Origin of the sequence: Pantoea sp. SO10, from assembly GCF_005281435.1 — a bacterium.
Classification (GTDB): domain Bacteria; phylum Pseudomonadota; class Gammaproteobacteria; order Enterobacterales; family Enterobacteriaceae; genus Pantoea; species Pantoea leporis.
The window spans coordinates 2,363,823-2,386,036 of the sequence record NZ_CP040095.1; the positions used below are offsets into that span (position 1 = coordinate 2,363,823).

General features: G+C 56.2%; 23 protein-coding genes. 12 read left to right on the top strand and 11 right to left on the bottom strand.

Going from position 1 to position 22,214, the window contains the following annotated elements:
- Nucleotides 1–33 precede the first annotated feature (33 nt).
- Both znuC and znuB read left to right on the top strand, forming a co-directional pair.
- Nucleotides 34–789, top strand: a complete 756-nt coding sequence (znuC, locus tag FCN45_RS11025) for a zinc ABC transporter ATP-binding protein ZnuC (protein WP_101764609.1) — start codon at nt 34–36, stop codon at nt 787–789.
- Nucleotides 786–1,571 carry a zinc ABC transporter permease subunit ZnuB gene (znuB, locus tag FCN45_RS11030; protein WP_137385940.1) on the top strand — a complete coding sequence of 262 codons (786 nt, stop codon included), beginning with the start codon at nt 786–788 and terminating at the stop codon, nt 1,569–1,571. The genes znuC and znuB overlap by 4 nt, the downstream gene beginning before the upstream one ends.
- A 7-nt stretch (nt 1,572–1,578) precedes the next feature.
- Here znuB and ruvB read toward each other — a convergent pair whose 3' ends face one another.
- From ruvB to aspS, 6 genes are all read right to left on the bottom strand, one after another.
- Nucleotides 1,579–2,583, bottom strand: coding sequence for a Holliday junction branch migration DNA helicase RuvB (ruvB, locus tag FCN45_RS11035; RefSeq protein WP_007889560.1), 1,005 nt, complete (start codon nt 2,581–2,583; stop codon nt 1,579–1,581).
- Between the two features lie 8 nt (nt 2,584–2,591).
- Nucleotides 2,592–3,206, bottom strand: coding sequence for a Holliday junction branch migration protein RuvA (gene ruvA / locus FCN45_RS11040; protein ID WP_137385941.1), 615 nt, complete (start codon nt 3,204–3,206; stop codon nt 2,592–2,594).
- Nucleotides 3,207–3,298: 92 nt separating this feature from the next.
- Entirely contained in the window at nt 3,299–3,826 is a 528-nt protein-coding gene (gene ruvC, locus FCN45_RS11045) for a crossover junction endodeoxyribonuclease RuvC (RefSeq protein WP_008110486.1), read from the bottom strand.
- 37 nt (nt 3,827–3,863) lie between these two features.
- Nucleotides 3,864–4,607, bottom strand: a complete 744-nt coding sequence (locus FCN45_RS11050; protein ID WP_007889557.1) for a YebC/PmpR family DNA-binding transcriptional regulator — start codon at nt 4,605–4,607, stop codon at nt 3,864–3,866.
- Nucleotides 4,608–4,848: 241 nt separating this feature from the next.
- On the bottom strand, nt 4,849–5,280 hold the full coding sequence (gene nudB, locus FCN45_RS11060; RefSeq protein ID WP_008110490.1) for a dihydroneopterin triphosphate diphosphatase: 432 nt from the start codon (nt 5,278–5,280) through the stop codon (nt 4,849–4,851).
- A complete protein-coding gene (gene aspS / locus FCN45_RS11065) occupies nt 5,280–7,061 on the bottom strand; it encodes an aspartate--tRNA ligase (RefSeq protein ID WP_137385943.1) in 1,782 nt (593 codons plus the stop codon). The genes nudB and aspS overlap by 1 nt, the downstream gene beginning before the upstream one ends.
- 231 nt (nt 7,062–7,292) lie before the next feature.
- On the opposite strand from aspS, the gene FCN45_RS11070 reads away from it, so the two are divergent.
- From FCN45_RS11070 to cmoB, 3 genes are all read left to right on the top strand, one after another.
- Nucleotides 7,293–8,114: a DUF72 domain-containing protein gene (locus tag FCN45_RS11070; RefSeq protein WP_137385944.1), complete on the top strand. Its 822-nt coding sequence runs from the start codon at nt 7,293–7,295 to the stop codon at nt 8,112–8,114.
- A gap of 79 nt (nt 8,115–8,193) precedes the next feature.
- Nucleotides 8,194–8,922 carry a carboxy-S-adenosyl-L-methionine synthase CmoA gene (cmoA, locus tag FCN45_RS11075; protein ID WP_137385945.1) on the top strand — a complete coding sequence of 243 codons (729 nt, stop codon included), beginning with the start codon at nt 8,194–8,196 and terminating at the stop codon, nt 8,920–8,922.
- Nucleotides 8,919–9,887 (top strand): tRNA 5-methoxyuridine(34)/uridine 5-oxyacetic acid(34) synthase CmoB, encoded by a 969-nt coding sequence (gene cmoB / locus FCN45_RS11080; RefSeq protein ID WP_137385946.1) that lies wholly within the window; start codon nt 8,919–8,921, stop codon nt 9,885–9,887. Before cmoA ends, cmoB begins: the two co-directional genes overlap by 4 nt.
- 3 nt (nt 9,888–9,890) lie before the next feature.
- On the opposite strand, the gene FCN45_RS11085 is transcribed toward cmoB, so the two are convergent.
- From FCN45_RS11085 to cutC, 3 genes are all read right to left on the bottom strand, one after another.
- The gene (locus FCN45_RS11085) at nt 9,891–10,511 is read right to left on the bottom strand and encodes a LysE family translocator (RefSeq protein WP_137385947.1); all 621 of its coding nucleotides are present in this window, start codon (nt 10,509–10,511) and stop codon (nt 9,891–9,893) included.
- A gap of 251 nt (nt 10,512–10,762) precedes the next feature.
- Nucleotides 10,763–11,620, bottom strand: a complete 858-nt coding sequence (locus FCN45_RS11090; protein ID WP_137385948.1) for a hypothetical protein — start codon at nt 11,618–11,620, stop codon at nt 10,763–10,765.
- A gap of 169 nt (nt 11,621–11,789) precedes the next feature.
- A complete protein-coding gene (cutC, locus tag FCN45_RS11095; protein ID WP_101764150.1) occupies nt 11,790–12,542 on the bottom strand; it encodes a copper homeostasis protein CutC in 753 nt (250 codons plus the stop codon).
- A gap of 85 nt (nt 12,543–12,627) precedes the next feature.
- Between cutC and FCN45_RS11100 the strand changes: the two genes are divergently transcribed.
- A complete protein-coding gene (locus FCN45_RS11100; RefSeq protein WP_137385949.1) occupies nt 12,628–13,767 on the top strand; it encodes a MalY/PatB family protein in 1,140 nt (379 codons plus the stop codon).
- On the opposite strand, the gene FCN45_RS11105 is transcribed toward FCN45_RS11100, so the two are convergent.
- Complete coding sequence (locus FCN45_RS11105) at nt 13,764–14,324, bottom strand: VOC family protein (RefSeq protein WP_137386881.1); 561 nt, start codon at nt 14,322–14,324, stop codon at nt 13,764–13,766. The genes FCN45_RS11100 and FCN45_RS11105 overlap by 4 nt on opposite strands.
- Nucleotides 14,325–14,635: 311 nt before the next feature.
- Between FCN45_RS11105 and FCN45_RS23815 the strand changes: the two genes are divergently transcribed.
- From FCN45_RS23815 to aroQ, 6 genes are all read left to right on the top strand, one after another.
- Nucleotides 14,636–14,758, top strand: coding sequence for a hypothetical protein (locus FCN45_RS23815; protein ID WP_007889544.1), 123 nt, complete (start codon nt 14,636–14,638; stop codon nt 14,756–14,758).
- A 170-nt stretch (nt 14,759–14,928) separates the two neighbouring features.
- Entirely contained in the window at nt 14,929–16,659 is a 1,731-nt protein-coding gene (gene argS / locus FCN45_RS11110) for an arginine--tRNA ligase (protein ID WP_137385950.1), read from the top strand.
- Nucleotides 16,660–17,062: 403 nt separating this feature from the next.
- Entirely contained in the window at nt 17,063–18,442 is a 1,380-nt protein-coding gene (locus FCN45_RS11115; RefSeq protein ID WP_110866319.1) for an aromatic acid/H+ symport family MFS transporter, read from the top strand.
- A gap of 18 nt (nt 18,443–18,460) precedes the next feature.
- The gene (locus FCN45_RS11120) at nt 18,461–19,720 is read left to right on the top strand and encodes a gallate dioxygenase (RefSeq protein ID WP_137385951.1); all 1,260 of its coding nucleotides are present in this window, start codon (nt 18,461–18,463) and stop codon (nt 19,718–19,720) included.
- Complete coding sequence (locus FCN45_RS11125) at nt 19,720–20,559, top strand: amidohydrolase (RefSeq protein WP_137385952.1); 840 nt, start codon at nt 19,720–19,722, stop codon at nt 20,557–20,559. Before FCN45_RS11120 ends, FCN45_RS11125 begins: the two co-directional genes overlap by 1 nt.
- Complete coding sequence (aroQ, locus tag FCN45_RS11130) at nt 20,556–20,987, top strand: type II 3-dehydroquinate dehydratase (RefSeq protein ID WP_137385953.1); 432 nt, start codon at nt 20,556–20,558, stop codon at nt 20,985–20,987. Before FCN45_RS11125 ends, aroQ begins: the two co-directional genes overlap by 4 nt.
- Here aroQ and FCN45_RS11135 read toward each other — a convergent pair whose 3' ends face one another.
- Nucleotides 20,988–22,214: a LysR family transcriptional regulator gene (locus tag FCN45_RS11135; RefSeq protein ID WP_137385954.1), complete on the bottom strand. Its 1,227-nt coding sequence runs from the start codon at nt 22,212–22,214 to the stop codon at nt 20,988–20,990.

Below are 22,214 nucleotides of genomic sequence, written 5' to 3' on the forward strand. Positions count from 1 at the left end.
AACATTCGAAATTCAATGCAACCCGTAAATAACATGTCGCCACTTGTTACCCTTGAAAACATTTCTGTGAAGTTCTCCCAGCGTCCGGTGCTTGCAGGTATAAGCCTCGCACTTGAGCCGGGGAAAATTCTCACCCTGCTCGGCCCGAACGGCGCCGGTAAATCCACGCTGGTTCGCGCGGTGTTGGGGCTACTGAAACCCACCAGCGGCAGCGTCAAGCGCGCCGCTGATTTGCGTATCGGCTACGTGCCGCAAAAACTGCACATCGACCCAACGTTGCCGATCACCGTGGAACGCTTTATGCGCCTGTCGCGCGGCACCAAACGCGATGCCATTTTGCCGGCGCTCAAGCGCGTACAGGCCGGGCATCTGCTGCATGCAACGCTGCAAAAACTCTCTGGCGGTGAGACACAACGTGTTTTGCTGGCGCGTGCATTACTCAATGAACCGCAGCTTTTGGTACTGGATGAGCCGACACAAGGCGTTGATGTCAACGGCCAGGTCGCGCTGTACGATTTGATCGATCAGCTGCGCCGCGAACTGAACTGCGGTGTGCTGATGGTTTCACACGACCTGCATCTGGTGATGGCGAAAACCGACGAAGTGCTGTGTCTCAACCATCACATCTGCTGTTCAGGCACGCCGGAAGCGGTGTCACAACATCCCGAGTTTATTGCGATGTTTGGCCCACGCGGCGCGCAGCAGCTGGCGATTTATCGTCATCATCATAATCACCGTCACGATTTACAGGGACGCATTGTTCTGCGCAAGGGAAATGGCCCGTCATGATTGAACTGTTATTACCTGGCTGGCTGGGCGGCGTGTTGCTGGCGCTGGCGGCCGGTCCACTTGGCTCGTTTGTGGTTTGGCGCCGCATGTCTTACTTCGGCGATACGCTCGCGCATGCGTCCTTACTGGGCGTGGCGTTTGGTTTGCTGCTCAACGTGAATCCTTACTATGCGGTGATTTTGGTGACCGTGTGTCTGGCGTTGGGATTGGTGTGGCTGGAGCGACGCCCGCATCTGGCTATTGATACGCTGCTCGGCATTATGGCGCACAGTGCGCTGTCGCTGGGTTTAGTGGTCGTCAGTCTGATGCAAGGCGTGCGTGTCGATCTGATGGCTTACCTGTTTGGCGATCTGCTGGCGGTGACGCCCGATGATTTGTGGATGATGGGCGGCGGCGTGGCGATTGTACTGGCGGTGATGGCGTGGCAGTGGAATTCGCTGTTGTCGATGACCATTAGCCCGGAGCTGGCGCAGGTGGATGGCGTTAACATTCAGCGCACGCGTTTGATGTTGATGCTGGTCACCGCATTAACCATCGGCGTAGCGATGAAGTTTGTCGGTGCTTTGATTATTACGTCGTTACTGATTATCCCGGCGGCGACGGCACGTCGCTTTTCGCGCTCGCCAGAACAGATGGCCGGTTTTGCGGTAATTGCAGGTATTATCGCAGTGACCGGTGGACTGACCTTCTCCGCCAGCTACGATACGCCAGCCGGTCCTTCAGTGGTGTTATGCGCGGCATTATTGTTCATCATTAGCATGGCAAAAAAACCGGCGGCATAACGCCGGTTTACTCTTCGCGACTGATACCAAAGTGTTTGTAAGCATGCTGCGTGGCCATCCGGCCACGCGGCGTGCGTTGAATGAATCCTTGCTGGATCAGGAAGGGTTCAATCACATCCTCAATAGTTTCCCGCTCTTCGCCAATCGCCGCTGCCAGGTTATCTAAGCCAACCGGACCACCCGAGAACTTATCGATAATCGCCAGCAGCAGTTTGCGATCCATGTAATCGAAACCTTGGCTGTCGACGTTAAGCATATCCAGCGCGCTGGCTGATACTTCGCCGCTCAGATTGCCGTTGGCGCGCACTTCCGCAAAGTCACGCACGCGGCGCAGCAGACGGTTAGCGATACGCGGCGTTCCGCGTGCACGACGCGCTATCTCCAGCGCGCCCTCTTCGCTCAGCGCCAGGCCAAGACAGGCCGCGCTACGACCCACAATATGCTGCAGATCGGGCACGTTATAGAACTCAAGGCGCTGCACGATGCCGAAACGGTCGCGCAGCGGCGAAGTTAAAGAACCGGCGCGCGTCGTGGCACCAATCAGGGTAAACGGCGGCAGATCGAGCTTAATCGAACGCGCTGCCGGACCTTCACCAATCATGATATCCAGCTGATAATCTTCCATCGCTGGATACAGCACTTCTTCCACCACTGGCGACAGTCGATGGATCTCATCAATAAACAGCACATCATGCGGTTCGAGGTTAGTGAGCATCGCCGCCAGATCGCCGGCTTTTTCCAGCACCGGGCCGGACGTGGTGCGCAGATTGACGCCCATTTCGTTAGCGACGATGTTAGCCAGCGTGGTTTTACCCAATCCCGGCGGGCCGAAAATCAGCAGATGATCGAGTGCATCGCCACGCAGTTTCGCAGCCTGGATGAAAATCTCCATTTGCTCGCGCACCTGCGGCTGGCCAACATATTCCGTGAGCAGCTTGGGACGAATGGCACGGTCGAGCGTTTCTTCTTCATTAAAGGAACTGCCCGAGACCAGACGATCGGCTTCAATCATGCTTTACCTCAAATAGCTGCGCGCAGGGCTTCACGAATCAGGGTTTCGCAATCCGCATCCGGTTTACCGACTTTACTGATCATACGGCTGGCTTCCTGCGGTTTATAGCCCAGAGCCACCAGCGCTGAAACCGCTTCGGCTTCAGCGTCGTTATTGTCTTGTGCAGCGGATGGCGTGGTCAACGTAAAGGTTGAATCACCACCAAACAGATCGCAGTGCATGCCGATAAAGCGGTCTTTCATCTCCACAATCAAACGCTCGGCGGTTTTTTTACCCACACCCGGCAGTTTGATCAGCGAGGCAATCTCTTGTCGCTCAACGGCGGTCACGAACTGCTGGGCCGACATGCCAGACAGAATTGCCAGCGCCAGTTTTGGCCCAACGCCATTCACCTTCACCAGCTCGCGGAACAGCGTGCGTTCCTGCTTGTTATTGAAACCGAACAGCAGCTGCGCATCTTCGCGTACCACAAACTGCGTAAAGATAATCGCTTCCTGATTGATCTCCGGCAGCTCGTAAAAGCAGGTCATTGGCATGTGCACTTCATAACCGACACCGTGCGCCTCAATCAACACCAGCGGCGGCTGTTTTTCCAGAATGTTGCCTCGTAAACGACCAATCACCTGAGCAATTCCTTAATCTGATAAGTAAGCCTGTTTATATACCATAAAAAAGGCTGGATGAATATCCAGCCTCATACCGCGTTTCGTTTCCGCTAACCGGATCGCATACGTCCGCGCGTCATCACCAGTTTCGTATCGCTGATACGCGCCGCGTTTTGGCTCATATGGCAATGCGTAATGGCGATGGCCAGCGCATCGGCGGCATCCGCCTGCGGATTGGCCGGCAGTTTTAGCAAGGTCCGAACCATATGCTGCACCTGACTTTTCTCTGCGCCGCCGGTGCCGGTAACGGTTTGCTTCACCTGGCGCGCCGCATATTCAAACACCGGTAAATCATGATTCACCGCCGCGACAATCGCCGCACCGCGCGCCTGGCCCAGCTTCAGCGCTGAGTCAGCGTTCTTGGCCATAAACACCTGCTCGATGGCGAAATAGTCGGGTGAGAACTGGGTGATAATTTCGCTGACGCCCGCGTAGATCAGTTTGAGGCGCGTCGGCAGATCGGTGACGCTGGTGCGGATACAGCCGCTGCCCAGATAGGTAAGCTGGCGGCCGGTTTGGCGAATAACACCGTAGCCGGTGACGCGCGAGCCGGGATCGATCCCGAGAATTATCGCCACGGCGCGTCTCCGGTGAGTGGGGTTTTAAGCAACGCCATTACAGCGTTTCTGCGATCTCATCAGAGATTTCACCGTTATGGTAAACTTCCTGCACGTCGTCACAGTCTTCCAGCATGTCGATCAGGCGCAGCAGTTTCGGCGCGGTTTCGGCATCCATTTCGGCTTTAGTGGAAGGGATCATCGAGACTTCAGCCGAGTCGGCTTTCAGACCGCCCGCTTCCAGCGCATCACGCACCGCACCCATCTCTTCCCACGCGGTAAAGACATCAATCGCGCCGTCGTCATAGGCCACAACGTCTTCTGCACCGGCTTCCAGCGCCGCTTCCATCACCGCATCTTCGTCCTGACCTGGCGCGAAGGAGATTACGCCCTTCTTGCTGAACAGGTAAGAAACCGAACCGTCGGTACCGAGGTTGCCGCCGGTTTTGGTGAAGGCATGACGCACTTCGCCCACGGTACGGTTGCGGTTGTCGCTCAGGCACTCAATCATCACTGCTGAGCCGCCCGGGCCGTAACCTTCATAAATGATGGTTTCCATGTTGGAATCATCTTCACCGCCCACGCCGCGTGCGATGGCACGGTTCATGGTGTCGCGCGTCATGTTGTTAGACAGCGCTTTGTCCATCGCTGCGCGCAGACGTGGATTAGAACCCGCATCGCCACCGCCCAGTTTCGCGGCGGTGACCAGCTCACGAATGATTTTGGTGAAGATTTTACCGCGCTTAGCGTCCTGAGCAGCTTTACGATGCTTGGTGTTCGCCCATTTACTGTGTCCAGCCATCTTACTTTATCTCCGATCTTTTACTGGGTGCAGGCTATCTTACTTGCGATCTTGTCCCCCGGCAGTGCTCGCAATCCTCACGTACATAAGTACGCTCCGGTTGCTGTGCGCTGGCGGTGAACAACCTCGCGGCGCCGATTACGCCTGACTGTTCGATATTGTTCGGTGCGTTCATTGAAAACTCACCAGATTCATAAAACTTAATGCATTCGCCACCGGAAAAACGCGCGGCGGCGAGCATTCAGATAAATTCTTCAATCGCCTGGCGGTTACTCCAGGACTTGGTGAGGGCTGCGGCAGCGGCGGGTTCGAGCCAGCGCGCGGCGAGATGCTCGGTGAGCAGCAGGTCGCGTTCTGCGGGTATAGCCAACCTGAACCAGTGTTCGCGATTGTGCGTGGTGCCCGGTGCGTAACGATGACGATAGTGCGGGAAGATCTCAAACTCGATTTGCTTGTGGCAATCGTCCAGCACTAGCTTTTCGTGCGCAATATCGATGGCGAGTTCTTCTAACACTTCGCGCTGAGCTGCCTGGCGCGGGGTTTCGCCCGCTTCCAGGCTGCCAGTGACCGATTGCCAGAAGCTGTCGTCATCACGTCGCTGCAGCATTAACACCCGGCCGGTATCGCGGGCAAAAATCACCACCAGCACCGAAACCGGATGTTTAAAGCCCATTATTTGTTCTCTGTTTTTTCTTTTTTCGGCGCCACCAGAATGCCGAGGTCCAGCAACGCAGCGGGATTCGCTTCGCTTGGGGCTTCGGTCATCATGCACGCGGCGGCAGTCGTTTTCGGGAACGCGATCACATCACGGATGTTATCGGTGCCGGTCAACAGCATGGTCAGACGATCCAGGCCGAACGCCAGGCCCGCGTGCGGCGGCGTACCGTATTTCAGTGCGTCGAGCAGGAAGCCAAACTTCTCACGCTGCTCTTCTTCAGTAATACCGAGGATGCTGAATACCGTCTGCTGCATTTTACCATTATGAATACGTACGGAACCGCCACCCACTTCGTAGCCGTTAATCACCATATCGTAAGCATTGGCTACCGCTTGTACCGGATCGGTTGCCAGCTGTTCTGCGCTCAGGTCTTTCGGCGACGTGAACGGATGGTGCATCGCTGCCAGGCCGCCCTCATCATCTTCCTCAAACATTGGGAAGTCGATCACCCACAGCGGCGCCCAGGCTTTGTCATCTGTAATCTGCAGATCGCGGCCCACTTTCAGACGCAGCGCGCCCAGCGCATCCGCCACCACTTTGGCGCGGTCCGCACCGAAGAAGATCAGGTCGCCATCTTGGGCGCCAGTGCGGTTGAGAATGTCTTCAACGATTTCTGCGCTGAGGAACTTGGCAACCGGGCTTTGTACGCCTTCGAAGCCTTTCGCGCGTTCGTTGATTTTCATCCACGCCAAACCTTTGGCGCCATAGATTTTGACAAATTCGCCATATTCATCAATTTGCTTACGCGTCAGCGCAGCGCCGCCCGGTACGCGCAGAGCCGCCACGCGGCCTTTGGCATCGTTGGCTGGACCGGCAAACACCTGGAATTCAACGTTTTTCAGCAGATCGGCAACGTCGACCAGCTCCATTGGGTTACGCAGGTCTGGCTTATCTGAGCCGTAACGGTTCATCGCTTCCGCAAAAGTCATCTGCGGGAAGTCACCGAGATCCACGCCTTTGATATCGATCCACAGTTCACGAATCAGACGTTCCATCTCTTCACGCACCTGCTCTGCGGTCATGAAAGAGGTCTCCACGTCGATCTGGGTGAATTCTGGCTGACGATCGGCACGCAGATCTTCGTCACGGAAACACTTAACGATCTGATAGTAGCGGTCAAAACCCGACATCATCAGCAGCTGTTTGAACAGCTGTGGCGACTGCGGCAGCGCGTAGAACTTGCCTTTATGCACGCGGCTTGGCACCAGATAGTCACGCGCGCCTTCAGGCGTGGCTTTGGTCAGCATCGGCGTTTCGATATCGAGGAAACCCTGGTCGTCCATAAAGCGACGCACGAAGCTGGTAATTTTAGCGCGGGTTTTCAAACGCTGCGCCATTTCCGGACGACGCAGGTCCAGGTAACGATAGGTCAGGCGCGCTTCTTCGCTGTTGACCTGGTTAGAGTCCAGCGGGAGCGGTTCAGCGCGGTTGATGATATTCAGCTCGTGGGCAAACACTTCCACTTCGCCGGTCGCCATATCGCTGTTTTTGTTCTTTTCGTCACGTGCACGCACGGTGCCGGTGATCTGGATACAGAATTCGTTACGCAGCTCAGATGCCAGCTGGAAAGCGTCCTGACGATCGGCATCAAAGAACACCTGCGCGATACCTTCACGGTCACGCATATCGATAAAAATCAGGCTACCCAGATCGCGACGGCGATTTACCCAGCCGCAGAGAGTGACTTGCTGACCCACGTGAGACAGATTGAGCTGTCCGCAATATTCTGTACGCATAACGTATCCTTTTAACTTCGCCGCTGCTGCCAAACAGCATCAGGCCGCGTAACCTTCTGAGATGCTGTCGCAAAAAAGGCGGCTATTATAATGGAAAAACCCAGGCAGGATAAGTGGAGCCCGATCAAAGCGGACAAAACATTATGCTTTATCGCGCTGTTTTTCCTGCCGACATCAAAACAGGTTACATTAAGCCGCCCTTTCCCGCCCTAAAGGATTCAGGAGTTCGCGTTGACACTTCGTATTGGATTACCGCAATGGCAGCACCCGCAATGGAAACAGTTCGGTATTGAGACCTTAGCCGATTACGCGCAGCTGTTTGGTTGTGTGGAAGGTAATACCACGTTGTATGCGCTGCCAAAGCCGGAAGTGGTGCTGCGCTGGCGCGACATGACGCACGACGATTTCCTTTTCTGCTTCAAGTTTCCCGAAAGCATCAGCCATAAAGCGGCGCTGCGCGACTGTGATGAGTTGCTGAATGAGTTTTTCCGCCTGCTCGATCCGCTCAGCACGCGCATCGGTCAATACTGGCTGCAGCTGCCGGCGGCGTTTTCACCGGCTCAGCTCGGCGATTTGTGGTCTTTTCTCGATAGTTTGCCGCGCAATTTCTGCTATGGCGTCGAGGTGCGGCATCAGGCATTTTTCGCCAAAGGTGATGCTGAACGCGCGCTGAATCGCGGTTTGCTGGAGCGTCAAATTAATCGGGTGATGCTGGATAGTCGTCCGGTGCATGCCTCCACCTCACCGTCGGCCGCAGCGGTGCACGCTCGATCGCAAAAGCCGCGCGTGCCGCTGCATGTGGTGCGTACCGGTGCGCAACCGATGGTGCGTTTCATTGGCAGTGATAGCGTGGCGGAGAGCGTGCCGCTGTTTCAGCCGTGGCACAGCAAGCTGCAAGCGTGGCAGCGGGATAGCGATCCGCTGCTGTTTATCCATACGCCGGATATGGGCGAGGTGTTTCCGCTGCTTCAGGCATTGTGGCCACAGTTGCAGCAGCTGGAACCAACCTTACACAATCTGCCCGACTGGCCGCAGCAATCGAGCCTGTTCTAGACGCAACGCAAAGGGTGCAGCCTGCCCGCGTTTCTGCCAAAATAGCGCCCTTTCCGTTTTCTCTCCGGACCTTTTCATTATGTCTGATCGCGATACGCTATTTTCCGCGCCCATCGATAAGCTGGGCGACTGGACCTTTGACGAGCGCGTAGCTGAAGTTTTTCCCGATATGATTCAGCGCTCGGTGCCGGGTTATTCCAACATCATTTCGATGATTGGCATGCTGGCAGAACGCTTCGTTCAGCCGAATAGCCAGGTTTACGATCTCGGCTGTTCACTCGGTGCCGCCACGCTGTCGGTGCGCCGCAATATTCATGTGCCGGGCTGCCAGATTATTGCCGTGGATAATTCACCGGCGATGGTGGAGCGCTGCCGTCGCCATATCGACGCCTTCCGCGCGGATACGCCGGTGCAGGTGATCGAAGCAGATATTCAGGACATCCACATTGAGAACGCCTCATTGGTGGTGCTGAACTTTACCCTGCAATTCCTTGAGCCACCGGCACGCCTCGAGCTGCTAAAGAAGATTGTTGACGGATTAAATCCGGGCGGCGCGCTGGTGTTGTCGGAGAAGTTCAGTTTTGAAGATGCCGATGTCGGCGAGTTGCTGTTTAACATGCATCACGATTTCAAACGTGCTAACGGTTACAGCGAACTGGAGATTAGCCAGAAACGCAGCATGCTGGAGAACGTGATGCTGACCGATAGCGTTGAAGCGCACAAAGCGCGCCTGAAAACCGCCGGGTTCAAACATGCGGAGTTGTGGTTCCAGTGCTTTAACTTTGGTTCGTTGGTGGCGTTGAAATGATTGAGTTTGGCCGTTTTTATCAGCAGATCGCCACCGGCCCGCTCGCCAGTTGGCTGGAAGTGTTACCGGCGCAAGTCGCCGCATGGCAGCGTGAAAATTTGCACGGTAAATTCCGCGACTGGGAGAAGTCAGTTGATTATCTGCCGCTGCTGACGCCGCAGAAGCTGGATTTGTTGCATAGCGTGAGCGCCGATGTTGAGGATCTGACCGATCGTCAGCGTCTTGGCATTGAGAATCTGCTACGCAATTTGATGCCGTGGCGCAAAGGTCCTTATTCGCTTTACGGTACCGAGATCGATACCGAATGGCGCTCCGACTGGAAATGGGATCGCGTGTTGCCGCACATTTCGCCGTTGCAGCATCGTACGGTGCTGGATGTTGGCTGCGGTAGCGGCTATCACATGTGGCGCATGATAGGCGCGGGCGCCAAACTGGTGGTCGGCATCGATCCAATGCAGCTGTTTTTGTGTCAGTTCGAAGCGGTGCGTAAGCTGTTGGGTGACGATCGTCGGGCGCATTTGCTGCCGCTGGGCATTGAGCAACTGCCGGCGTTACAAGCGTTTGATACCGTGTTTTCCATGGGCGTGCTTTATCACCGCCGTTCGCCGCTCGACCACTTGATGCAGCTGAAAAATCAGTTAGTCAGTGACGGCGAGCTGGTGCTGGAGACGCTGGTGATTGAAGGTGATGAAAACGCGGTGTTGGTGCCGGGTGAGCGTTATGCGCAGATGCGTAACGTCTACTTTATCCCTTCTGCGGCGGCGCTGAAGAGCTGGCTGGAGAAGTGCGGATTTGTCGATGTGCACATCGCGGATTACGCGGTGACGTCCGTGGAAGAGCAGCGTCGCACCAGCTGGATGACCAGCGAGTCGCTGGCCGAGTTTCTTGATCCTAACGACAGCACCAAAACCGTGGAAGGTTATCCCGCCCCGCTGCGCGCCGTGCTAGTCGCGCGCAAGCCGTAATGTTTAACGCCGCGATAGCGCCAGCTTCGCGGCGAAGCCAATAAACACGCAGCCCGTCAGGCGATCCATCACTTTCAGCACCGCTGGGCGACGCAGATGCGCCGCAAAGTATTGGCTGCTGCCAATTAGCACCGCATTCCACACCAAACCAATCACCATGTGCGTGAGCGCCATCAGCGTACACCACAGCGGCACCGACGCGCCCGCCGGAATAAACTGCGGCAGAAAGGTTACGTAGAATACGCCGACTTTGGGGTTTAACAGGTTACCAAAGAGTCCGCGCGTGAAGCAGGCAACATAACTTTGCTCTTTACTCTGCGCGAGCTGCCCTTCTTCCGCTTGGGTGCGTGGGTTGATGAGTAATTTGACACCGAGATAGAGCAGATAGGCCGCACCGATCCATTTCAGCAGGTTATACGCCATTTCCGAGGCCAGCAGCAGCGCGCCCAAGCCTAAACCCACCGCAACGCCCCACACCAGACAACCCAGCGTAACGCCTAATGCTGTAGCCCAGGCACGTTTCCAGCCTTGCGCGGCGGCAGAACGCAGCACTAATGCAGTATCAAAACCGGGCGTGAGTGTGAGGATGGTGATGGCGAAAAGGAAAGATAAAATTAGTGTCATGCGATGTTCTCAATTGCTCCGGTGCGTTTCAGGCTGAAAACAAGGGCCGCTGCGTAAAGGCGTCGTGGACACTTCCCTGTGGACTCTGCCGCCGGTTACTCGCCTCATCCATGAGGCTCGCCCACTTCGTGGGCCAACGCTTTGCGTTGTTCAAAAACGCTCCCGGCGTTTTGTCCATGCGGCGGAAGCTTTACTTCGCGGCCCTTGTTTCCAGCCTTTATGTGGGTTTTGTGGGTTTTGTTCGTTTTGCTTTAATCTTGTGCGGCGGTTTCGTTGGGTGCGTTCCAGTATTGGTATTTATAAGCGGAGCTGAGATGGCGTTCAATGGTGCCTTTGGCGAACACTTCGGTTTCATGCAGATAACTGAGCGTGCAGTTGCCCACTTCATCCCACAGCTGACACTCATCCACCGAGCGCAGCGTGCTGACTGGCGTGGTCGCGGTGCTGTTCAAACGCAGTTCCCGCCACTGGTTATCATAGCTATAAGTATCTTTGCTGCGCGCGCTGGTGGATAAGGTTACCAATCCTTGTGGATTCCAGCGCCAGCTGCTTTCGCCGTTGGTCATATTATCGCTGCCGCGCGCCACGCTTTTTTCCACTCTGAACTGTTTGTCATAGCGATAAGTGGTATCGGTAAGGCCATCTTTGCCCATGCTGGTGAATTTATCGGATGAGCTGATGATGTTGCCATGCTGGCCGATTTGCCAGCTGATGGTGCCCTGGCGGTTGTCGACCACTTCCTCTTGCCCTGCTTTGATCACTTTAACCATGTAGGCATATTCCGCCACCCAGCCGCGTTGAACGCGGGCGATATGCTGTTCCATCGTCAATAGAACATTGCCTTCATTTTTGTCGTAGGAGATATCGGCCACCATCAAATCGCCGCACTGATCAAACTGGCCGAGTACGCGCTTTTGCGAGTTCACATCTTTGCCAAATTCGCCTGCCACCACCTGACGCACCGCGCCTTTGGCATCGCCACCCAGCATGATCCAGTTGTTGCTGCTGGTGATGTTTTTGCTCATCGGCGGACACGCGGTGCTGACCGCCAGCGCGACGCCGCAGTACGGGAGTAGCAGCATTAAAACGGTATAAGGGATGGATTTCATGAAGGTTATCCGTACGAAGCCATAGAGTAATCAAAGCATCATTTACGCGATCACGCTATCTCCACGGGAATTGCAGATAAAAAGAACCCCAGTTAGAAGAACTGGGGTTGGTACTTGCAAACATCACGTCATTTGAGCTGGCGTGCTGCGCGGCAAAATCGGGGGGAATTCAGGCTACCCGGACGGCGCTCAACTGCGTCATGCTTTTCATGGCTTCAACCACATCACCATCAACGCAATAGCGACTGAATTCATCGGTTTCCGCTTCGGAGCACATGGAAACACCGGCTTTACGGTAGCGCATCGGCGAAGCGACTAAACGGCTGGCGGAGCTGTGGACTTCCTGCAATCCACTGTCGATGAATTTCTGGATGTTGCTCAAACGTACGCCCGCACCGGCCATAATAATTGGACCTGTGCTGTGTTCATTTAGTTCCCTTAATAATGCAATTCCTGCTTCGGCACTCTGCTGCTGACCAGACGTCAGGATCCGCGCGATGCCTAAATCAGCCAGCACCTCAAGTGAGCGTTTCGGGCTGTGGCATAAATCAAAGGCGCGATGGAAGGTGACGTCCATGCCGTCACACAGCTTCATAATCTGCTGCATACGAGCAATATCGACATGCGCATCTTCATCCAGCATGCCAATCACTAAGCCGGGAAAACCGAGTTCACGCATTAGCGCAACGTCCGATTTCATCGACTCAAACTCAAAGTGGGTGTAGCAAAAATCGCCGCCGCGCGGACGTACGATAGGATGTACCGGGATCGAAATTTCACGTCGTGCCGCTTCCAGCACGCCGGCTGAAGGCGTCAACCCACCTTCGCGCGGTGCACTGCACAGCTCCACGCGATCGGCACCGGACAGCTGCGCAGTCATTGCGCAGTCGATGCCGTAGCAACAAATTTCCAGTTTCGTCATACCATGCTCCTTCTCATGACTTCTGGCTCGGGATGAATGCTTCAGTTAGTCTACTTAATTGGACAGTTTACGTGGAACTCGCACTATGGCATTCGATTTTAATCAATGGATAGACCGTCGTCACAGCGATAGTTTGAAATGGCACAAATATGGTGATCGCGATGTGCTGCCGCTCTGGGTCGCAGACAGCGATTTTCGTTCGCCGCCGAGTGTGATTGAGGCCATTAAACAGCGCGCTGAGCACGGTGTATTTGGCTATGGCGCAACGCCAACCGGATTGATTGATATCATACTTTCGCGTTTAGCGCAGCGCTACAACTGGCAGATTGAGCCGGACTGGATTGTGTTATTGCCCGGCGTAGTGTGCGGTTTGAATCTTTCGGTCCGCGCATTCACGGAGTCTGGCGAATCCACCGTTTCCCCGACGCCGATCTATCCGCCGTTTCGCGGTGCAGCAAAGCTGGCCGACCGCGCACAGGTAAATTTACCGCTGCGTTTACAAGACGATCGCTGGGTGATGAATCTGGATAATAGCGCGATGCAGGGCAATGAACGCCTGCTGATGCTGTGTAATCCGCAGAATCCGGGCGGCACGGTTTATCGTCGTGACGAGCTGGAAGCGCAGCTGGCGTTTGCGCAGCAGCATGATTTGATCGTCTGCTCCGATGAAATCCACTGCGATTTATTGCTGTCACCCGGCGCACAGCACATTCCCTTTGCGGCGTTAAGTGAAGATGCCGCACAGCGGAGCATCACGCTGCTGTCGCCGTCGAAAACCTTCAATATTGCCGGATTGGGCGCGTCGCTGGCGATTATTCCCAATCCGGAGTTGCGTGCGCGGTTCAAACGCGTGCGTGAAGGTATCGTGCCTGGCGTGGATATTCTGGCGCTGGTGGCAGCCGAAGCGGCGTGGCGCGATGGCGATGCATGGCTGGCAGCGCAGCTGGATTATCTGCGCGCCAATCGCGACTGGCTGGTGGCGCAGGTGAATGCACTGCCAGAATTGCAGATGGCCGCGCCGGAAGCGACCTATTTGGGGTGGATCGACGCCAGCAGACTGGATGTTGCCAATCCGATGGCGTATTTCGAGCAGCACGGCCTCGGTTTTTCACCGGGCCACGATTTTGGCGATGATAATTTCGTGCGCTTCAACTTTGGCTGTACGCGCGCCACGCTGGAACAGGCGGTCACGCGTTTGCAAAAAGCGGTCGCAGCGCGGCGTTAAGCCTGCTCACTGGTGACAATCTCTTCCAGTCGCCATGGATGAAACTTAATGGTGGTTTGCCCGTCCGTCACCGCCAGCGTCGGATTGGGCAATCGCTCGTTCTCGCCTTTGGGCGCGCTGGTTTTAAACGAGATGCCCGGCTGTGTCAGCGCATCATCAGAAAGTAGCGCCATCGCCCGCATGCCCAGCGTTTCCGGTTCTCCACGCAGTACAATCTCTACATGTTCCCACCCTTCGTGGCGATACAGCTTTTCGCCTGGCCACGGCAGTTCAATCACATCAATTTGCCAGCCCGCCAGGTTCAGTGGCTGATGCAGTTTGAACAGACAAATCGGGCGACCATTGATCATTGCCTCGGAAAACTGTGTGCCGATCTGCAATAAGCCAGATTTCCAGCGTTCTGCCGTTGCAAACTGGTGGCAGCGCACCGCGACGTGATCGGCTTCATGTTCAGCCAGGTTAATGCCTAAACGCTCAGAAAAATTCATCAGCGATTGTTCAAAACGCGCCATGTCTTGTTTTAAATCATCCAATTCCACAGGAAAGTGGGTCTGCATCATGCCTTACCTCTAATTCAGTTCAGGTTTACTAATCAATATGAAATTTGCTAACCGTTGATTCCGCTTGACAAAATTGTCGGATTCATCCGATTTAGGCGCCAAAAAGGCGTAAAACCGCATAAATAGACCATTCATTTCGGATTTATCGCTAAATCAGGTCCAGCAGTAACTTTATGAAAGTGACCTAACTATCTGTTATTAATAACAATAGTTAATACAATGAGATAACTCTTATTTAGGCTGCAAACAATTGCAGCTTGATACCCTTTCTTATAAATTTGGGTTTCACAACTACAAGGAACGGCCTTATGTCTATGCTCATTGTTGTCGCGGTCCTGATTGCATTAATGGGATTTGCAATTTCCCGCCATTGGAAGGTGCGTGAAGACAAAAGCGTTAAAAATCCTCGTCGTCACCCGCGGCGCCGTTAATCGGCGCTGAGGGCCCGATGTTGCCTGTCATCAGATACCGAATAGCTGACTCACTTTAACATTTCACGTATACTTCCCCTCTTATTTTTCCGTCCCGCCGCGCAGTTGCGGGATGACGACATCGGCTCGCCGCCTACAGGCGGGCCTTTTCAGCATATGAAGGTAACGCGGTGAATATTCAGGCTCTTCTTTCCGACAAAGTCAGTCAGGCAATGATTGCGGCGGGTGCGCCTGCCGATTGCGAACCTCAGGTTCGCCAGTCTGCGAAGGTACAGTTCGGTGATTACCAGGCAAACGGTATGATGGCCGTAGCGAAAAAGCTCGGTCAGGCACCGCGACAACTGGCTGAGCAGGTGATTCAGCATCTGGATCTTAACGGCATCGCCAGCAAAGTCGAAATCGCCGGTCCCGGTTTTATCAATATCTTCCTCGATCGTGCATGGCTGGCGGCGCAAACCGCGCAGGCGCTGCAGCTGCCGCGTCTTGGCGTGAGTGCGGTTGCGCCACAAACTGTCGTGGTGGATTACTCCGCGCCTAACGTAGCGAAGCAGATGCACGTCGGTCACGTCCGTTCCACCATCATTGGTGATGCCGCAGTGCGTACGCTGGAGTTCCTTGGCCATAACGTGATCCGCGCCAACCACGTCGGCGACTGGGGCACGCAGTTCGGTATGCTGATTGCCTATCTGGAAAAGCAGCAGAACGAACATCACGAAGAGATCGCACTGGCTGACCTGGAAGCTTTCTACCGCGAAGCCAAAGTGACCTACGATGCCGACGAAGCCTTCGCCGAGCGCGCGCGTAATTACGTGGTGAAGCTGCAGGGTGGCGACGAATATTGCCGCAGCATGTGGAAGAAGCTGGTTGATATCACAATGAGCCAGAATCAGCAGGTGTATGACCGCCTGAACGTGACGCTGACGCGCAAAGATGTAATGGGTGAAAGCCTGTACAACGACATGCTGCCAGGCATCGTCGCCGATCTGCGCGAAAAAGGCCTGGCGGTGACCAGCGAAGGCGCCACGGTAGTTTTCCTTGATGAGTTCAAAAACAAGGAAGGCGAACCGATGGGCGTGATCATTCAGAAGAAAGATGGCGGCTATCTCTACACCACCACCGACATCGCCTGCGCCAAATACCGTTTCGAAACCCTGCATGCCGATCGCGTGCTCTATTACATCGATTCCCGTCAGCACCAGCATCTGCAGCAGGCGTGGACCATCGTGCGTAAAGCCGGTTACGTGCCGGAATCGGTACCGCTTGAGCATCACGCCTTCGGCATGATGCTAGGTAAAGATGGTCGTCCATTTAAAACCCGCAGCGGCGGCACTATTCGCCTCGCCGATTTGCTGGATGAAGCGGTTGAACGCGCGCATGCGTTGGTCAGCGAAAAGAATCCAGAGATGTCAGCGCAAGAGTTGAAGGATCTGTCGGAAGTGGTCGGCATCGGCGCAGTGAAATACGCTGACCTGTCAAAAAGCCGCACCACCGATTACATCTTTGACTGGGACAACATGCTGGCCTTCGAAGGCAACACGGCGCCTTATATGCAATACGCCTACACGCGCGTGCTGTCGGTGTTCCGTAAAGCCGGCATTGATGCCGATAGCCTGAGCGGTGACATCGTGCTGACTGAAGAGCGTGAAGCGCAGTTGGCTTCGCGTCTGCTGCAGTTCGAAGAAGTGATAACGCAGGTCGCGCGCGACGGTACGCCACATGTGATGTGTGCTTATCTGTACGATCTGGCCGGTCAGTTCTCTGGCTTCTACGAACACTGCCCTATTCTCTCAGCCGAGGACGAGAACATCCGTCAGAGCCGCCTGCAGCTGGCCGCGTTAACCGCGAAAACGCTGAAGCAAGGTCTGGATACGCTGGGCATTAAAACCGTCGAACGCATGTAATACCTCTGGCGGAGAGCGCCGCAAACGGCTCTCCGCTTGCTTTCCCCCTTTTTCCCCCTCTGACAAAATTCTGCTCTTCAGCCCGCTCTGAATAGCGCTTCTGCCGTGCCCAATACCCGCCATTCCTCAGCCTCGATACGCCTTCTCATTTTTCCGACACAGCTCACCAAATAAACAAAACTCATACCTTCATAACCATTTTATGGCAGACAAACTCGCACGCCATCCCTAATTTGGTTATGGAAGCAAGAACACAAAAACATGCAACAAGCTGTTTTAAAAGCTAAAAACTATAAAACTCACCCCCCTGCAATCGGGTTAAAGTGATGCCCCCGGCCAATGTCAGGGCAGAAAAAAATCTCAACCCGATAACGTTATTAATAAAAAAATCAGAGCGTATCCTATGAGCAATCACGACATTATCGATGTAAAAGGCTGGATCGACGCCCGCCCGATCACCGGATACCAGTGGCTGACCCTCAGCCTGTGTTTCATCATCATCATGTTTGATGGCTACGATGCGGCAGCGATGGGTTTCATTGCGCCCGCGTTGATTGAAGACTGGGGCATCAGCCATGCAGAAATGGGGCCGATTCTCGGTGCCGCGATGTTTGGCGTGGCGATTGGCGCGCTAATTGCCGGTCCGTGGTCCGACAAATTTGGCCGCAAACGCGTGCTGCTGCTGTCGATTGCCGTCTTCGCCTGCTTCAGCCTGATGAGCGCCTTCGCGCGCACGCCGCTGGAAATGGGTGTGTTACGTTTTCTCACCGGTCTCGGTCTCGGTGCGGTGATGCCCAACTGCGTCACGCTGGTGTCGGAATATATGCCGGAACGCCGTCGCAGCCTGATGATCACCGTGATGTACAGCGGGTTCAATATCGGTTCCGGATTGGGCGGATTCATTGCCGCCGGCATGCTGCCACACTTTGGCTGGCAAGCGGTGCTGGGTTTAGGGGGCTTGCTGCCGCTACTGATGTTGCCGCTGCTGCTGTGGCTGCTGCCGGAATCGGCGATGTATATGGTGGTGCGCAAAGTCAGTCGCGACAAGATTGCCGCCGTGCTCAAACGTCTGGGCGGCGAGTTCTCCGCTGGCACCGCCTTTGTGCTCAATGCGCCAATCATCCCGAAAAAGGCGCAGGTGCTGCAGCTGTTCAGCCGCGGCTATGCAGGCGGCACGGTGGTGTTATGGCTCACCTACTTCATGGGGCTATTCGTCATCTACCTGCTTAACGGCTGGCTGCCAACCATCCTGCGTTCTGGCGGCGTGACGCTGGAGCGTGCGGCGATTGTGGCGGGCTTATTCCAGCTGGGCGGCACCTTTGGCGGCTTAATGGTTGGTGGGCTGATGGACCGTTTCAAAGCGAAATATGTTATCGCCCTGTTCTATCTGCTGGGCAGCTTCTGCCTGGTGTCGCAGGGCATCTGGAGCTTTGGCCCGAATGTACTGGCGCTGCTGGTGTTCTTCGCCGGCGTCTGCATCAACGGTGCACAAACCGGATTGCAGGCCTTCTCCCCGGCCTTTTATCCCACCGAAATGCGCGCCACTGGCGTGTGCTGGATGCACGGCATTGGTCGCAGCGGCGCCATTATCAGCTCGTCGCTGGGCGGCGTGCTGCTCGGCGTGTTCCCTGGGCAAACAGCCATTTTTATCGTTTTGTCGCTCCCGGCAGTTTTGGCGGCACTTTCCATCACCCGACATCACCCTGCACAGGTGGCCCGTCAGGTTAAAGGCATCGACCTTAACGACCTGCCGTCCCTGTCGCGTACCCTCAATAATCGATGAAGTAGAGGTCAAAAAATTATGGCTAAAATCATAGGCGGTTTAGCGGTTTCCCATACTCCCACCATTGGCTTTGCGGTTGATCACAACAAGCAGCAGGAAGGCGCATGGGCCCCGATTTTCGATGGCTTTGCCCCGATGCAGCGCTGGCTGGAGGAGAAAAAACCGGACGTGCTGCTGTATGTGTTTAACGATCACGTCACCTCCTTCTTTTTTGATCACTACTCGGCGTTTGTGCTGGGCATTGATGACGAATATGCCGTTGCGGATGAAGGCGGCGGCCCGCGCGATCTGCCGCCGGTAAAAGGCCATGCGGCGCTGTCACAGCATATTGGTGCCAGCCTGATGGCGGATGAGTTCGATATGTCATTCTTCCAGGACAAAGCGCTGGATCACGGCCTGTTTTCGCCGCTGTCGGCGCTGGCACCGTGGCAAGGCGGCTGGCCGATGCAGGTGGTTCCGCTGGCGGTCGGCGTGTTGCAGTTCCCAATCCCGACGGCGCGTCGCTGCTATAAACTCGGCCAGGCGCTGAAGCGCGCGGTAGAAAGTTTCCCGGAGGATCTGAAAGTCGCGGTGGTCGCGACCGGCGGCGTTTCACATCAGGTACACGGCGAGCGCTGCGGCTTCAACAATCCCGAATGGGATGCGCAGTTTATCGATCTGTTGATCAACGATCCCGAGCGCCTGACCGAAATAACGCTGGCTGAATACGCCACGCTCGGCGGCCTGGAAGGTGCGGAAGTGATTATGTGGCTGATCATGCGCGGTGCGCTGTCGGCCAACGTCGAGAAACTGCATCAGGATTACTATCTGCCTTCGATGACCGGGATCGCCACGCTGATCCTCGAAAATCAGTCACGCGAAGCGCCGGTCGATGTGCACCAGCGTCAGCGCGATAAGATCAACCTGCAGCTCAGCGGCGTGGAAAAACTGCCCGGCACCTATCCGTTCACCCAGGCGCGCAGCCTGAAAGCGCTGCGCATAAACCGCTTCCTGCACCGCATGATTCAGCCAGAGTGGCGCAAGCGATTCCGCGAAGCTCCGCAGGCGCTGTATCAGGAAGCCGGGCTGAGCGCTGAAGAGCAAACGCTGATTACCCAGCTCGACTGGCGCGGCATGATCCATTACGGCGTCAGCTTCTTCCTGCTGGAAAAACTGGGTGCGGTGGTGGGCGTCTCTAACCTGCATATCTACTCAGCGATGCGCGGTGAAACGCTGGAACAGTTCCAGCAGACGCGCAATCAGCAGGTGCTCTACTCGGTGGCGGGGAAAGCAGACTGATGTTTACGCAACCGGTCATCGACTGCCATCACCACGTTTTTGATCCAGTAAACTTTCCCTGGGCGCCCGAGAGCGCCTATAACCCGGACGGACACGAGCTGGCGACGCCGGATTACTATCGTGCTGTGATGCAGGCGTACAACATCCGCCACTCGCTGATTGTCGGCCCGACGTCGGGATATAACACCGATAACCGCTGCCTGCTGGATACCATCAAGCGCGGTGAGGGCCGTTTCAAGGGCATTGCCGTCACGCCGCGTGACGTGGAGAGCGACACGCTCGCCAGCCTGAAAGATCAAGGCATCGTCGGCATTGCGCTTAACGTGGCGATGCTGGGCACCGAGCCGTTTCTCCAGCTTGATGCCCTGATGGGCAGGCTGGCGGAGTTGGATCTCTTTGCCCAGATTCAGGTGCAAAACGATCAGCTACTGGCGCTGATGCCGCTGCTGTCACGCACCCGCACGCGTTTGCTGATCGATCACTCCGGTCGGCCTGACGTCAGCGCGGGCGTAGCACAACCAGCCTTTCAGGCGCTGCTGTCGCTGGCCGGCCAGCAGCGCACCAGCGTCAAGCTCTCCGGGCTGGCGAAATTCTCCCGGCAGCCCTATCCCTTCAGCGATGGACATCCCTATTTGCTGGCATTGCTGGACGCTTTCGGCGCGGAAAACTGCATGTGGGGATCGGACTGGCCTTTCCTGCGCGCCAGTGAACGCATGGATATGGGCACGCAACTGCTGCTGATCGAACAGCTGATCCCCGATGAAAAGAGCCGCCGTCAGGTGCTTTGGCACACGCCACAGCGGCTGTTTGGTTTTACTGAATTACAGGAGTCACGATGAGAACCATCTATGTACTGAACGGCCCGAACCTCAATCTGCTGGGCACCCGCGAGCCAGAAACCTACGGTTCCGACACGCTGCAAAGCGTGGAAGCGCTGTGCCGCGCAACGGCGGAAGAGCTGGGCGTGGCGATTGAGTTTCGCCAGACCAACCACGAAGGGGAAATGATTGAGTGGATTCAGCAGGCGCGTCTCGAAGCGCAGGCGCTGGTGATCAACCCGGCGGCGTGGACGCACACCTCGGTGGCGATCCGCGATGCGGTCACCGGCGTGGGGTTGCCGCTGTGGGAAGTGCACATCACCAACGTGCACAAGCGTGAGCCGTTCCGTCATCACTCCTATCTTTCCGACGTCGCACAAGGCGTGATCTGCGGCTACGGCATTCGCGGTTACCGCTATGCGTTGATGGAAGCGGCGCGCGCAGGTTGATTATTGGTCCTGCCCGCACACTTCACGCAGGCAGCGGATCAACGCATCCGCTGCCGGTGAGTGCAGACAGCCCGCCCGCACCGTCAGCCCGATAGCGCGATCGGTATCCGGCAAAGGCACCGGCAACGCCACCAGCGCGCCGGACGCCAGTTCCACTTCCAGCTGGTGAGCAGAGACCGCCGCCAGCATATCCGACTGCATCAGCAAGCCGCGCACCAACGCCAGATCGCCGGTCTCCACCACCGGATCGGGTGCCGGAATGCCCATCGCCTGAAAACTGTTATTCAATAGATAACGTGCCGGCGTGGCCGAACGCGGCAGCACCCAACGCGCCGCGCGCAGATCATCGGTAGAGAGCTCACGTCCCACCAGCGGATGATCGTGACGCGCCAGCAGCACCATACGTTCGGAGAACAGCGTCTCGCGCGTGACGTCCAGCGCATCTTCATCGCGGCGCAGCGCGCCAAAAATAAAATCGATATCGCCCGAGCGCATTTCCGAGGCCAGCACGCCAAAGGCGCTTTCACTGGTGACCACGCGCACGCCCGGATAGCGCGCCGTCAGCATCACGATCGCCTGCGGCAGGATACGCGTGCGTCCCAGCGGCAATGCGCCCACGCGCACCGTTCCCTCGAGTATCCCGCTGCGGGCAGCGATATCGGCCGGAATGTGGCGCAATTCATTCAGCGCACGCCGCACGTTGGCTTCGATTTCACGTCCGGCCAGCGAAGGCATCATGCCGTGCGGCGTGCGCTCCAGCAGCGCGATGCCCGCGCCGTTTTCCAGCACGCGCAGCGCGGCGCTCACCGCCGGCTGGCTCAGTCCAAGACGCGCTGCTACCGTCTGCATATGCCGCGTCTGGCACAGCGTGATAAAAATTTGCAGCCGACGCACGTTAAACAGCCACAGCGGTTCCGCATCGCTACGCTGCGCACCGCGTCCCTGCAATTTAGCCAGCCGCTGCGGTACCTGATGCAGTTCCTCAATCGCCCGCAGCGCACGCGGCAGCACACATTTACCGAAGTCAGTCAGCATCATGCCGCCGGCGTGACGTTCAAATAGTGTGACGCCTAACGTCAGTTCCAGGTCGCGAATAGCGCGGGTAATGGCCGACTGGGTGCGAAATAATTCATCTGCCGCCCGTGAGACACTGCCTTGTGCCACCACCTGACTAAATGCCCTGATTTGCATCAGATTTGTCAGCTCCTGCGTGCCCTTTTCCGCCAT